This is a genomic window from Deltaproteobacteria bacterium, from assembly GCA_035063765.1.
GTDB lineage: Bacteria > Myxococcota_A > UBA9160 > UBA9160 > PR03 > CAADGG01.
On record JAPSFT010000017.1, the window covers coordinates 20565 to 34482 of the forward strand.

Here is a 13918-nt window from a genome sequence, read left to right on the forward strand (position 1 = left end):
GGCAACGTTCGGCGCGACGGCGATCCCGAGGGTCCCTCGGGGTCGCCGTCGCGCGCTCGCTTCGCGAGCCGGCCTCATGGGCTTCGCTCGGCTTCGCCTCGCTGCGCGCTCGCTTCGCGAGCTTGCGAGCCGATCCGGCTCACCGCGCGCTTGATCGTGTCCGCGGCGTCGTCGAAGAGCAGGTAGAAGACCGGTACCACGAGCAGCGTCAGCAGCATCGACGAGAACATGCCGGCGGCGCTCGCGACCGCCATGGGGGCGCGCGTCTCGGAGCCGGGGCCGATGCCGATCGCCGCGGGCAGCACTCCGAAGATCATCGAGATGGCCGTCATCAGCACCGGGCGCAGCCGCACCGGTGCGGCGGTGCGCATCGCCGTGAGCTTGTCCATGCCCTCGCGCCGTAGCTGGTTCGCATAGTCGACGAGCAGGATCGAGTTCTTCGTCACGAGCCCGAAGAGGAGCAGGATCCCGATCATGCTGAAGAGATTCAGCGTGTGGCCGGTGACGAGCAGGCCCAGGATTGCGCCCACCATCGCGAGCGGCAGTGCCAGCATCACCGTCAGCGGGTGCACGAGGCTCTCGAACTGCGCGGCCAGCACCATGTAGATCACGAGGATGCCGAGCCCGAGCGCGAGCGCGAGCTGCCCGGCGCCCTCCTGCATCGCCTGGGCCTGCCCGGACAGTCCCAGTGCGACGCCCTCGGGCAGGATCTCGTCCGCGATGCGCCGGGCGTCCTCGATCGACGGCCCGAGCTTGCGGCCGTCGGCGAGGTTCGCGCCGATCGTCACCGAGCGCTGGCGGTTGGTCCTTGTGATCGCCGACGGTGCCGCCCCGGTCTCGATGCGGACCAGGTTGCGCAGCTCGACCACTTCGCCCGCTCCGGTGCGAACGTAGAGCTGGCCGATCTGGGCCGGGTCGCGGCGGTCCTCTTCGTCGAGGCGCATGCGGATGTCGTAGCGGCGTCCGGCCTCCTTGAAGATCCCGACGTCCTGGCCGCCGACCATCACCCGGATCGCCTGCGCCACGGTCCGCGCGTCGACGCCGAGCGCCGCCGCCTTCTCGCGGTCCGGCACGATGCGGACCTCGGGAAGCCCCAGCTTGAGACTCGACGAGAGGTCGACGAAGCCGCCGAGCGCGTCGAGCCGGCGGATCATCTCCTGCGCCAGGCGGTCGAGCTCGACGAGCTCCAGGTTGCCGAGGATCTCGACCTCGAAGGAGCCCTGGTTGGCACCCGCGGTGATCATCTCGCTCGGGTTGAAGATGCGCAGCTTGCGCCCGGGGATCGCGGAGAGCTCGGCACGCGCGTCGGCGATCAGCTCGTGCACGCTGCGCTCGCGCTCGTCGCGCGGCTTCAGGGTGCCGAACACCATCCCCATGTTGGTCTCGGCCTGGCGCGCAGCCTCGTTGCCGCCCCCGCTCGAGCCCGCCGCCGAGAACAGGCCCGCAAGCTCCGGTTGCCGAAGGAACCACTGCTCGTCGGCCTTCAGGTACTCGTCGGTCGCCTCGAGCGAGGTGCCTGGCGCGGCCTCGAGGCGCGCGAAGAAGATCCCTTCGTCGGCGGCCGGGAAGAACTCGCTGTCGAGCTGGGTCGAGAGCCCGCAGGCGCCCAGGAAGCTCGCCAGCGCGACGAGGACGGTCGCCAGCCGGTGCGCGAGCGTCCAGTCGAGGATCCGGCGGTAGCGCTCCTCGATCCACTCGAAGCCCTGCTCGAGCCGGTGGTAGACGCTCCCGTGCTGGCGCTCCGACGGCGGCGGCATGCGCGCAGCGAGCATCGGCGTCAGCGTGAGGGCGACGAAGAGCGAGAGGAGGACCGAGCCCGCGACGGTGAGCCCGAAGTCGCGCAGGAAGCTGCCGACCAGACCCTCGACGAAGAGCACCGGGAGGAAGACGGCGGCGACCGAGAAGGTGGCCGCCGTGGCTGCGAAGGCGATCTCACGGGTGCCCTTGCTGGCGGCGTCCCAGCCGCTCTCGCCACGCTCGCGGTGCCGCTCGATGTTCTCGAGCACCACGATCGCGTCGTCGATCACGACGCCCACCGCGAGCGCCATGCCGAGCAGGGTCATGGTGTTGAGCGTGAAGCCGGCCACGTAGACGAGCCCGAAGGTCGCGATCAGCGAGACCGGGATGGCCAGCGCGATGATGAAGGTGGGGCGGGCGCGGCGCAGGAACACCCAGACCGTGAAGACCGCCAGGAGCGCGCCGAAGAGCAGGGCGAACTCGGTCTCCGAGACCGCCTCGCGCACGCCCTTCGAGAAGTCGATGTAGCCGCTCGTGGCGTGCAGGCGGATGCCGGCCGGGAGCACCGCGGCCACCTGATCGAGGCGCGAGAGGACCTCGTCCACGATCGCCACCGTGTTGCCACCGCTCTGCTTGCGGATGCCCATCCCGACGGAGGGCTCGCCGTTGTAGCGGACGACCATGGCCGGGTCCTCGGCGCCGTCCTCGACCCGCGCCACGTCGCGCAGCAGCACCGGCGCGCCGTCGCGGTGCGCGACGACGAGCGTCTCCATCTCGGCGACGGTGCGGAACTCGGCGTCGGTCTTCACCGAGTAGTCGACGCGGGCGCTCTCGACGGAGCCGCCCGGCATCTCCACGTGCTCGCGCTGGAGCGCCGCCAGGACGTCGCCGGCGGCGAGGCCGCGAGCGCGCAGCTCGTCGCCGTCGAGCCAGATCCGGATGTTGCGGTCGCGGCGGCCGAACATCGCGACGCCGGCCACGCCTGGGATGGTCTGGAGGTAGGGACTGATCTGCCGGCGCACCGCCTCGCTGGTGGCGACCACCGAGCGCTGGCTGTCGAGCGGGATCCACAGCACCGGCATGTCGTTCGGGTCGAAGGTGCCCACCACCGGCGGGTCGAGCTCGGGCGGCAGGTCCACGCGCGCCAGCGAGACCTTGTCGCGCACGTCCTGGGCGGCGACGTCCAGGTTCTTGCCGAGCTCGAACTCGACGATCAGGATCGCGGCGCCCTGGTACGAGGTGGAGCGGATCGAGCGCACGCCGCTGATCGTGTTGAGGTACTCCTCGAGGATGTCGGTGACGTCCTCCTCCATGCCCTCGGGCGTCGCGCCCTCGAGCACCGCCTGGACGGTGAGGACCGGGAAGTCGAGGTTCGGGAACTGGTCGACGCCGAGGCGCAGGAAGCCGATCGTGCCGAAGACGATCAGCGCGAGCGTCATCATCCAGGTGAGGATGGGGCGTTGGATCGCGACATCGGAGAGCGTCAAGACGGGGCCTCAGCGGATCACGGGCTGCGCCACGTCGCGCTGCCCGGCCGGGAGGGTCGCGTCCGCGACGGGCTGGCCGGCCGTGTCGCGCTCCGACACCGCGGCGCCGTCCACCAGCTCGGATTGCCCGCGCACGATCACGCGATCGCCGGCCGCGAGCCCGCTGCGCACCTCGACGCGGCCGTCGCGGATCACGCCGAGCTCGAGCCGGCGCCGCTCGACGCGGCCTCCGCCCACGAGACGGAAGGCCACCGCACCGTCCGCGCGCTGGAGCACGGCCTCCTCCGGGATCATCGGCACGCCTTCGCGCACCGCGATGCCGAGGTCGGCGCGCGCAAACAGGCCCGGGCGCAGGCGGCCGTCGGGATTCGCGAGCACGGCCTTGACGCGCAGCGTGCGGGTCGTCGGGTCGATGGTGGGGGAGACCACGGTCACCTGCGCGTCGAAGACCTCGTCCGGAAACGGCGCCACGCGCACGGCCACCGGCGCGCCCTCGGCGACGCGGCTCGAGTCGCGCTCGGCCAGGTGGAACTCGACCTCGATCGGATCGAGGGCCACGAGGTCGAAGAGCTTCTGCCCGGGCGCGACGAACTCGCCCTCGCTCACCCAGCGGCGCGCGACGAGCCCGGCGAAGGGCGCGGTCACGCTCGAGTCGCGCACCGAGCGCTCGGCCATCCCGAGCTGCGCGGCCAGCGACTCGCGGCTCGCACGCGCCGCGTGCAGCGCCGTGCGCACCTGATCGAGCTTGGCGTCGGCCGCGACGCCCTCGGCGTGGAGCTTCTCCATGCGCCCGAGCTCGCGTGCCGCTTCGGCGGCCTGCGCGTCGGCCTGCGCCAGCATCGCGCGCGCGCTGTCCGCCTCGAGCTGGCGGCGCTCGGGGTCGATCTCGATCACGAGCTCGCCCTCGGCGACCTCGTGGCCCTCGTCGCGCACGATGCGCGTCACCTGCCCGCCCACCTGCGCGGCTACGGCTGCCTCCGATTGCGCCAGCAGCTGACCGGTGGCCTCGATGCGGTCTTCGATCCGGAACGCCTCGACCGGGCTCGCCATCACGGGCGGGGCCGAGACCGGCGCGGTGGCCGACTCCCCGCCACAGCCCGACGCGACCGCGATCGCGAGCGACGCGGCGAGTCCGATCCGCGCGCGGTGGAAGCTCATGCGGGCGACTCCTCTCCGTCGGGTGCGGCGGCGCCGTCGCGCCCCGGTTGGATCAGGCCGCGCAGCAGCGCGTCGAGGCCGGTCTCGAGGACGCCCGGCTCCCAGGCGTAGTCGGGCCGCGCCGCACGCAGCAGGATGTGCCCGTGCAGATAGGCCCAGATCGCCTGGCCGGCGGCCTCGACCCCGGCCGGCACGCGCCCCTCGGCGCCGAGCTTCTCGAGCGGACCCTGCAGGAGGCCGCGCGCCGCCTCGGCCGACGGCGGCGGCGGGCGCTCCTCTTCGAGCGGCATCGAGAGCAGGCGGTAGAAGGTGGGGTAGCGCCGCCCGAAGCGGACGAAGGCGAGGCACATCGTGCGGACGTTCCCGATCGGGTCCGCGCCGAGTGCCACCCGCTCGAGCCCGCGCAGCAGGACCCGGCAGCGCTCCTCGACGAGCTCGTCGATCAGGGTCTGCTTGTCGCCGAAGTAGTGGTAGATGGTCGGCGCGGTGTAGCCGCAGCGCTCCGCCAGCCGGCGCATCGAGAAGGCCTGGAGGCCTCCCTCCACGAGCAGCGCCTCGGTCGCGTCCAGGATCGCGCGACGCGCCTCGGCGCGGTTCTGGAGCCGCCGCCGCTCCGCGGGCTGGAGGGATCGCATCGTCGTACTCGTCGGATCGGGTTCGAACGCCGTTCGGGCGCTTTAACGGCGTTAGACGAGCAGATCTTTAGCGAAGGCGGGAGGGGCCGTGCAAGGCCGTCCGTCGTGTCACGGGGCGGCCTGCGGCGCCCGGGTCCGAGGATCGGGGTCCCGGGCGCCGCGTCGGCGCGCCGTCACTCCGCGAGGCCCACCTCACGGTACTTGGAACGCGTGCGGTCCGTGATCAGGCCGAGCCGCTCGAGCTGCGGATAGGCGTACTCCCGGAAGGGGTTCGGCTGGGTCTTCACGTACTCCGGATCCGCCATCCGCGAGATGATCTCGGAGTTCGCCCGTGCCGGGTCGATGCCGAGCTCGGCGTAGATCTGCTCGAAGGGATCGACCCGCTTGTCGCCCTCCATCTGGGGCGTCGTCGCGAGCATCGTCATCGCCGCGAAGGCGAAGTCCTCGAGGCGATCGCGGTCGGGCTCGCTCATCTTCGGGATCGCGTCCTTCATGTAGATGAGGCCGTAGGACACGTGGCGCGCCTCGTCCTGGGAGGTGAGCTCCAGGATCTTCTTGAAGACCTCGTCGTGGGTGATGCCGCGCATGATCTTGAACGAGCCCATCGCGATGCTCTCCGCGATCACCTGCATCCCCACGCACTTCATCTGCCACATGTCGGCCTGCAGCACCGCGTTGAGCAGGTTCTTGAGCCCCGTCATGATCGGGTAGGTGCGGTCGAGGCGCTGGATGTAGCGATAGAAGACCTCGACGTGGCGCGCCTCGTCGATCACCTGCGTCGAGGCGTAGAGCTTGGCGTCCATGTCGGGCACCACCTCGACGAGCTGCCCGCAGATCATCATCGCGCCCTGCTCGCCGTGCAGGAAGTTGGAGAGCAGGTGGGCGGAACGCCGCTTGGCGAACTCGATCTGCTTGTCCTTGGGCAGCGCCTTCACGAAGTCGTAGGGCTCGGCGTTGGGCGCGCTCATGTCGCCGACGGTGGCCGGGTCGGTCTTGATGTCCCAGGGGACGTCGAGCGCCGCGTTCCACTGCTCCTTCTTCGCCACCTCGTAGAGGTCGCGGAGCTGCTTGATGTTCGAGTCGTAGTCGAAGCGCCAGAGCGCCTGGACCGCCGTGTCGATCGTTTCGAACTTCATGGCTCAGTTCTCCAGTTCCGTCAGCGTGGAATCGGCCGGCATGGAATCTCCAGCCGGAGCGAAGGCCGATCGGTCGTGGCTCCCCAGGGACGGGGCGTCACCGACCTCCTTGTTCTTGTGGAGCGCGCCCATCGGGCAGTACTCGGCAGCCTCGCGAACGGCTTCCTCCTCCTCCGCGTTCGCGGGCTGGTGGAAGACGCGCGCGACGCTCGCACCCTCCGGGATCTCGAGGTTCTCCGGCGCGCGCTCGACGCAGAGCCGGCAGCCGATGCAATCGTCTTCGATGACCTCGTATTCGCGCGGCATAGGATGGAAGCCTCCCGGCGGGTCGTGGCCCGCGGTGCCCTGGACCACGGTTTTATATCACACTAATCGAAGAGTCGAAGCCAGTTTTGTATAGTAATCTAAATTTCTTAAAAAGTTCCGTTTCTACAGATACTTACAATGATAAGATGCGTCACCCGGATATCGCCTGGAGGCTCGACCGATGGGTCAGGATGCTAAGGTTGCCCGCGTGAAGGCGGATCCCACCACGAAGCCTGCGATGCCGAGCCGGCTCGCGAAGCGCAAGCTCGAACGGCGCCTGCGCATCTACGACGCCGCCGTCGACCTCTTCCGCAGCCAGGGCTTCGAGCGCACGACCGTGAGCCAGATCGCCGAGGCGGCCGACGTCGTGCCCGCCACCTTCTTCAACCACTTCCCGAGCAAGAACGCGGTGCTCGGGCAGATGGCCGGCGAGGTCGTCGGCGTCATCGAGCTGCTCCTGAAGAGCCAGCTCGTGACGGAGGAGTCGACCCGGGACCGCCTCATCGGCTTCACCAAGGTGGCCGCCGAACAGATCGCCGAGACCCGCGGCCTCGCCCGCGACGTGCTGCTCGAGCTGATGCGCACCGAGTCGGAGCTGGGCAAGCAGCCCCCCTACCTCGGACGCATCCACGAGCCCTTTGCCGCGATGTTGCGCGAGGGTCAGGAGCGCGGCGACGTGCGCGCCGACCAGGATCCCGCGTTCCTCGCGGAGATGGTGGTCGGCATCCTGAACGCGGCGATCACCAACTGGCTCGCGAACGCCGACTATCCGATCGAGCAGAGGCTGCGACAGGCCGCCCAGTTCGCCTGGGAGGCGATCCGAAGCCAGTAGGCCCGCGCGCCGCGCCGGGCGACCCGCAGCCTGCCCGGCACCCGTCGCATCCCTCGCTGGACGGCCAACCACACCGCTCGCTACGGTTGCGCCGATCGGCGGTCGTATGACCCCAGTCATACGCGCGGGAGAGCCGCGTCGCATCCTCGCGGGTCCACCGGCGCCTGGCCCTGAGCGTGGCCTGTAGCCGGGACGTGGCGGAAGGAGGAGATGGTGGCAGGGAGCGAGGCGGGGACCGGGGCCTGGGATCACGCGGTGGACGTGGTCGTCGTCGGCTCGGGCGCCGGCGCACTCACCACCGCGATCGCCGCCCACGACGCCGGCGCGAGCGTCCTCGTCCTCGAGAAGTGCGACCGCTACGGAGGCTCCTCCGCGATGTCGGGGGGGAGCCTGTGGATCCCGAACAACCATCTGATGACCGAGGCCGGTGTCAACGACACGCCCGAGGACGCGCTGCTCTACCTGCAGCGTGCCACTGCCGGCACGAGCTCCGAGGAGCGGCTGCGCACCTACGTCGACACCGCTCCGCGGATGCTCCAGTGGATGGTCGAGCGCACGCGTCTCGCGCTGCTGCCGCTGCCGACCTACGCGGACTACTACCCCGGCCTGCCGGGCGCGCGGCCCGGTGCGCGTTCGGTCGAGGTCGACTACTTCGACGGGCGGCTGCTCGGCGACGAGCTGCGAAGGCTGCGCGAGCCGAGCGTGCAGACGCTGATCTTCGGCCGGGTGGCAATGACCGCTCGCGACGCCCGCACGATGCTGGTCCGCTCGCGTGGCTGGGTGCGGCTCCTGGTCCGCCTGATGCTGGGCTATGCGCTCGACGTGACCGGACGCCTGCAGTCGAAGCGTGACCGCAACCTCACCATGGGCAACGCGCTCGTCGGCATGCTGCGCCTCTCGATGCTCGACCGGGGCATTCCCCTCTGGCTCGAGAGCCCGACCCGCCGCCTGATCGTCGAGGGCGGTCGCGTGGTGGGCGTCGAGGCGGAGCGCGCGGGGCGCCGGATGCGCATCCGGGCGCAGCGCGGCGTGGTCCTCGCCACCGGTGGCTTCGAAGGCAGCCAGGCCCTGCGCGAGCGCTGGCTGCCGCAGCCGACGCGCGCCGAGTGGTCGGCCGCCCACAAGGGGAACACGGGCGACGCGATCGCGATGGCGACCGAGGTGGGCGCCGGCCTCGACCTGATGGACGCGGCATGGTGGGGCCCGACCACGCTCGTCCCGGGCGAAGAGCACGCCCGGATGCTCGTGATCGAGAAGGGCCTGCCCGGCAGCATCCTCGTCGACAAGGGCGGCGAGCGCTTCGTGAACGAGGCCGCTCCCTACGTCGACGTCGTGGACGCGATGTACAAGCGCAATGCCCCCGCGACCCCGTGCGTGCCCGCGTACCTGGTGTTCGACGCGGCCTACCGGCGCCGCTATCCCTTCGGCCCGATCCTGCAGTCGACGCAGCAGCCGGACTGGGTGCTCCCGCGCCGGCTCACCGACGGCTACCTGCGCAAGGCCGACACCCTGGCGGGCCTCGCCGCCGCGCTCGGCATCGACCCGGCCGGGCTCGAAGCCACGGTGCGGCGCGTGGGTGAGTTCGCGCGGAGCGGCCAGGATCTCGACTTCCACCGCGGCGAGAACATCTTCGACCGCTACTACGGCGACCTCAAGGTCAAGCCCAACGCGTGTCTGGCGCCGCTCGAGACGCCACCCTTCTACGGCATCGAGGCCTTCCCCGGCGAGCTCGGCACCAAGGGCGGCCTGCGGACCGACGCCCGCGCGCGGGTGCTGAACGAGGCGGGTGAGCCGATCCCCGGCCTGTGGGCGACCGGGAACTGCACGGCGTCGGTGATGGGGCGCACCTATCCCGGAGCCGGCTCGACGCTGGGCCCGGCGATGACCTTCGGCTGGATCGCAGCGCACGATGCGAGCCGGGAGCCCGCGGCCTGAGCTTCCGGGTCGAAACGGTGATCCTCGGTCCCGAGACCGAGCAGTACGCCGGCGGCGCGCAGCGCCCGTGGAGCCTCGCGCGCATCGCCAGCGAAGCGCGGCGCTGCGAGGATCTGGGCTTCGACGGCATCACGAGCGCGGAGGCCGGGCACGATCCCTTCCTGCCTCTCGCCGTGGCCGCCGGGCACACGACGCGCGTGACGCTCGGCACCAACGTCGCGATCGCCTTCCCGCGCAGCCCGATGGTGAGCGCACAGCTCGCCTGGGACCTCCAGCAGCTCTCGGGCGGCCGCTTCCAGCTCGGCCTCGGCACGCAGGTGAAGCCGCACGTCGAGCGGCGCTACGGCGCGACCTGGAACGCGCCCCCCGGTCCGCGCCTGCGCGAGTACCTGCAGTGCCTGCAGGCGATCCTCGCGACCTTCGCGGAGCCGGACGCGCCGCGCTGGTTCCGCGGCGAGCACTACCAGTTCACGCTGATGTCCCCGTTCTTCCATCCCGGCCCGATCGAGCACCCCGCGCCGCCGGTCTACCTCGCCGCCGTGAACCCCTACATGGCGCGGCTCGCCGGCGAGCTGTGCGCGGGCCTGCGCCTGCACCCGATCGCGACCTTCCGCTTCGCCCGCGAGGTGGTGCTGCCCGCGGTCGAGGCCGGGCTTCGCAAGGGCGGCCGCGAAGGCGGTGGCATCGACCTCGTGGGAGCCCCGTTCCTGGCGCTCGGTGCCGACGACGCCGGGCTCGAGGCCGCGCGGCACGCGCTCAAGCAGCACATCGCCTTCTACGGCTCGACGCCGACCTACCAGTCGGTTCTCGATCACCACGGCTGGCAGGACGTCGGCCGGGAGCTCCACCGGCTCTCGCGCGAGGGTCGCTGGACCGAGCTGCCGGGGCTGATCAGTGACGCCATGCTCGACGAGTGGGCGATCGTCGCGCGCGACGAGGAGCTCGTGCCGAAGCTGCGCGAGCGCTGCACCGGGCTCTTCTCCACCCTGCTCCTCGATCTGCCGCCGCGCCTGCGGCGCGACGAGGAGCGGGTGCGCGAGATCGTGGCGGCGCTCCGGGCGCCCGGCTGAGCGCCGCCGGCGGCAAAGGGGAAGGCGAGCCATGGCAGACACGAGCGGGGTCCTCTTCGCCGTCGAGGACGGGATCGGCGTCATCACGCTGAACCGCCCCGAGCGGCTCAACGCCGTCACCTGGGACCTGGCCGCCGAGCTCGTCGAGCTGCTGCGCGAGCTGCGCACGCGCGACGAGGTGCGCGTGATCGTGCTGACCGGCGCCGGGCGCGGGTTCTGCTCGGGCGGCGACGCCGAGTGGCTCTCGGGAGACGCCGCACGCGGCATGCCCGGCCTCTCCGAGCAGCCCCTCGAGCGCTACCAGCGCAAGACCCCCGCCGGCCCGATCGCCGAGCTGGTGCGCATGATCGTCGAGGTCGAGAAGCCGGTGATCGCGGCGCTCCACGGGCCGGTGATGGGCGTGGGGCTCGCCTTCGCGCTCGCCTGCGACCGCCGCTTCGCCGACCCCACCGTGCGCATGTGCGCGGCGATGGTGCGGCTCGGCTTCGCGCCGGACTGCGGGATCACGTGGCTCCTGGCACACGTGGCGCGCCTGCCCACCGCGCTGATGATGGTCACCACGGGCCGCATCCTCGAGGCCGACGCGTGCCTGCGCGAGGGTCTCGTCGACGAGCTCGTGGAGCCCGGCCAGGATCTCGAGGCGGCGCTGGCCTACGCGCGCGAGCTGGCGCGCGGCCCGAGCGTGGCGATCGACCTCGCACGCCGCTTCGTCTGGAAGTCGCTCCGCGCGAGCCTCGACGAGATGCTCGACTACGAGGCCGTCGCCTCCACCCTGTCCGCCCACACCGAGGACGCGCGCGAGGGCACCCGCGCCTTCGTGGAGAAGCGCAAGCCGGTGTTCCGGGGGCGCTAGCGGGGCCGGGCGATGGGAGGCTCGGAGGGCCCTCCGTCGGACTACACGTCGGAGTCCTGACCGGACCCGCAGCCGGGTGCGTCCGTGACCACGGCCGATCCGACGAAGCGGTAGCCGCGCCTCGGCACCGTCTCGATGAAGCTCGGGTGCGCCGGGGAATCGCCGAGCGCCCGGCGAAGCTTCCGCACGACCGTGTTGAGCCCGTGTTCGAAGTCCACGAAGGTCCCCGCGGGCCACAGGCGCTCGTACAGGCTCTCGCGCGGGAAGACGCGCCCGGGCTCACGCACGAGGATCGTGAGGAGCTTCCAGGCCTGCTGCTGGATCGGAACGCGCTGGCCGTTGCTCACGAGCACCTCCGCCAGGGCGTCGATCTCGTACCCGCGGCCGAGCGACAGGCGGGGGCCAGCCAGCCCGACCGGCGGTGGGCGGACTCCGCCTCGCTCCCACAAGGACTCCGGTACGGCCGAAGGGGACCTCATCATGCGACCATCTACCGCCAGCGCACGGCCGATTGCTATGAACCAGATCACAGGAGGCCCCGGGGGCGGGGCCGATCCCGGCGCCTCCGCGAGTCGATCCAGGGTCGGCCGCTCCCTGCACAGAGGAGATCACGATGTCCGGCTCGTCCTCCGCCTCGCCGCCGGCCTACACGCCGCCCCGGGTCTGGAAGTGGGACGCCGAGAGCGGTGGCCGCTTCGCGCGGATCAACCGCCCGGTCGCAGGGTCCACCCACGACCAGGAGCTGCCCGTCGGCCGCCATCCGTTGCAGCTCTACTCGCTGGCGACGCCCAACGGCGTGAAGGTCACCATCCTCCTCGAGGAGCTCCTGGCCCTCGGCCGGACGGGCGCGGAGTACGACGCCTGGCCGATCGACATCGGAGCGGGGGAGCAGTTCGGAAGCGGATTCGTCGCCGTCAACCCCAACTCCAAGATCCCGGCCCTGCTCGATCGCAGCGCTGCGCCGCCGATCCGGGTCTTCGAGTCCGGCGCCATCCTCGTCTACCTGGCGGAGAGGTTCGGCGCGTTCCTGCCGACCCAGCCGGACGCGCGCGCGGAGTGCCTGTCCTGGCTGTTCTGGCAGATGGGCAGCGCGCCGTACCTGGGCGGCGGCTTCGGTCACTTCTACGCGTATGCCCCGGAGAAGTACGAGTACCCGATCAACCGCTACGCCATGGAGGTGAAGCGCCAGCTCGACGTCCTCGATCGCAACCTCGCCGAGCGCCGCTTCCTGGCCGGCGACGACTACACGATCGCCGACATCGCGACCTTTCCCTGGTACGGCGCGCTCGTGCTGGGCCGGCTCTACGACGCCGCGGAGTTCCTCGACGTCCGGTCCTATCGCCACGTCGTCCGGTGGGCCGAGGAGATCGCCGGGCGGGACGCCGTGCGGCGCGGTGAGCGCGTGAACAAGGTCTGGGGGCCCGAGGAGCTGCGGGTCCCGGAGCGTCACGACGCCACGGACCTCGGGTGAAGCCCGGCTGCGAGGAGGCCCCGGCCGCGGCCGGGCATCGACGGGCCGCCTCGGAAGGCAGTCCAACCTCGAAGCCGCTGGACGGTGTCCCTAGCGCGAAAGCACCACCGCGGTCCCGTTCCCGCCGAGACCGAGGGTCTGGGCGAGACCGATGCGGGCGTCCGGCACCTGGCGCGGCCCGCACTCGCCGCGCAGCTGCGCGGTGAGCTCGCAGATCTGGAACAGGCCCTGGGCGGTGGTGGCCTCGCCGAAGCAGAGGAAGCCGCCGCTCGGGTTGATCGGGAGCCGCCCGGTCGGCAGCGTCTCGCCGGCCGCCACCATGCGCTCGGACTCGCCGGGCTCGACCAGCCCCCACTCCTCGGGAAACGCAAGCTCGTAGTAGACGGTGTTGTCCTGCAGCTCGACGAGATCGACGTCGCGCGGGCCGACGCCGGCGGTCTCGAGCGCCTCGCGCACGGCCCGTGCGGCCTCGCTGTGCAGGGTCGGGCCGTCCGGGACGACGCTCGCGAGCCCGCGCGGGATGCCGTCGCCGAAGCGGGCCGTGGCGACGGCGCTCGCCGCCACCCGGATCGGCCGGCTCGTGTGCCGGCGTGCGCGCTCGGCCGAGGCGAGCACCACCGCTGCGGCGCCGTCGCTCACCGGGCAGATCTCGTAGAGGTGGAGCGGATCGGCAACGAGCGGGGAGGCGAGCACCTCCTCGAGCGTGAACTCCTTGCGGAAGCGTGCGTTCGGGTTGTGCTTGCCCACCTGGTGCGCCTTGACGGCCACGGCGGCGAAGTCGCGCTCGGTCGTGCCGTGCTCCTCCATGCGGCGCCGGGCGAGGAACGCCCAGAACGCGGGCCCCGGCATGCCGACACAGAGCTGGCGCAGGTACTCGGGGTCGTTCAGGTCCTCGACGCCGGAGGTCTGGATGAAGCCCTTCGGGAGCTTCTCGCCACCCACCACCACCACGAGGTCGTGGGCCCCGCTCGCGACCAGGAGCCTCCCGATCGCGAAGGCGTTGCCACCCGCCGCGCAGCCGGCCGACAGGTTGTAGACGGGGACCCCCGTCGAGCCCAGGTCCTCGACGACGTCGTTGCCGCTGAGCCCCCAGCCCTTGCCGCCCGAGAAGCGCGAGCTCGCGGCCGCGACCGCCTCGACCTCGCGCCAGGCCACGCCGGCGTCGGCCAGCGCTGCCGACACGGCATCGCGACACAACGCCGTCACCGACTTGCTCTCGAACTTGCCCCACGGATGCATGCCCGCACCGAGCACCACGACGTCTCTCATCCGCAGGTCTCCCGTTCGCGCGCGCCTCG

12 protein-coding genes are annotated in these 13918 nt (G+C 71.5%); 5 read left to right on the top strand and 7 right to left on the bottom strand.

What is annotated here, in order from left to right; translation table 11 throughout:
- Positions 1-74 precede the first annotated feature (74 nt).
- The 5 genes from OZ948_13555 to OZ948_13575 all read right to left on the bottom strand — a co-directional run bounded on the left by OZ948_13555 (position 75) and on the right by OZ948_13575 (position 6459).
- A complete protein-coding gene (locus OZ948_13555; GenBank protein ID MEB2345752.1) occupies positions 75-3224 on the bottom strand; it encodes an efflux RND transporter permease subunit in 3150 nt (1049 codons plus the stop codon).
- A gap of 9 nt (positions 3225-3233) precedes the next feature.
- A complete protein-coding gene (locus tag OZ948_13560) occupies positions 3234-4382 on the bottom strand; it encodes an efflux RND transporter periplasmic adaptor subunit (protein ID MEB2345753.1) in 1149 nt (382 codons plus the stop codon).
- Positions 4379-5017 (bottom strand): TetR/AcrR family transcriptional regulator, encoded by a 639-nt coding sequence (locus OZ948_13565; GenBank protein ID MEB2345754.1) that lies wholly within the window; start codon positions 5015-5017, stop codon positions 4379-4381. The genes OZ948_13560 and OZ948_13565 overlap by 4 nt, the downstream gene beginning before the upstream one ends.
- A gap of 173 nt (positions 5018-5190) precedes the next feature.
- Positions 5191-6153 carry a ferritin-like domain-containing protein gene (locus tag OZ948_13570; GenBank protein MEB2345755.1) on the bottom strand — a complete coding sequence of 321 codons (963 nt, stop codon included), beginning with the start codon at positions 6151-6153 and terminating at the stop codon, positions 5191-5193.
- A gap of 3 nt (positions 6154-6156) precedes the next feature.
- Entirely contained in the window at positions 6157-6459 is a 303-nt protein-coding gene (locus tag OZ948_13575) for a ferredoxin (GenBank protein ID MEB2345756.1), read from the bottom strand.
- Between the two features lie 181 nt (positions 6460-6640).
- Here OZ948_13575 and OZ948_13580 point away from each other — a divergent pair, with 181 nt between their 5' ends.
- From OZ948_13580 to OZ948_13595, 4 genes are all read left to right on the top strand, one after another.
- Positions 6641-7291 (top strand): TetR/AcrR family transcriptional regulator, encoded by a 651-nt coding sequence (locus OZ948_13580; GenBank protein ID MEB2345757.1) that lies wholly within the window; start codon positions 6641-6643, stop codon positions 7289-7291.
- Between the two features lie 210 nt (positions 7292-7501).
- Entirely contained in the window at positions 7502-9226 is a 1725-nt protein-coding gene (locus tag OZ948_13585; GenBank protein MEB2345758.1) for an FAD-dependent oxidoreductase, read from the top strand.
- Positions 9227-9243: 17 nt separating this feature from the next.
- Positions 9244-10296, top strand: a complete 1053-nt coding sequence (locus OZ948_13590; protein ID MEB2345759.1) for a TIGR03617 family F420-dependent LLM class oxidoreductase — start codon at positions 9244-9246, stop codon at positions 10294-10296.
- A gap of 31 nt (positions 10297-10327) precedes the next feature.
- Positions 10328-11149 (top strand): enoyl-CoA hydratase-related protein, encoded by an 822-nt coding sequence (locus tag OZ948_13595; protein MEB2345760.1) that lies wholly within the window; start codon positions 10328-10330, stop codon positions 11147-11149.
- Positions 11150-11190: 41 nt separating this feature from the next.
- Here OZ948_13595 and OZ948_13600 read toward each other — a convergent pair whose 3' ends face one another.
- Entirely contained in the window at positions 11191-11496 is a 306-nt protein-coding gene (locus OZ948_13600; GenBank protein ID MEB2345761.1) for a helix-turn-helix domain-containing protein, read from the bottom strand.
- Positions 11497-11762: 266 nt separating this feature from the next.
- On the opposite strand from OZ948_13600, the gene yghU reads away from it, so the two are divergent.
- On the top strand, positions 11763-12620 hold the full coding sequence (gene yghU, locus OZ948_13605; protein ID MEB2345762.1) for a glutathione-dependent disulfide-bond oxidoreductase: 858 nt from the start codon (positions 11763-11765) through the stop codon (positions 12618-12620).
- 90 nt (positions 12621-12710) lie between these two features.
- On the opposite strand, the gene OZ948_13610 is transcribed toward yghU, so the two are convergent.
- On the bottom strand, positions 12711-13889 hold the full coding sequence (locus tag OZ948_13610; GenBank protein ID MEB2345763.1) for a lipid-transfer protein: 1179 nt from the start codon (positions 13887-13889) through the stop codon (positions 12711-12713).
- Positions 13890-13918: the final 29 nt, after the last annotated feature.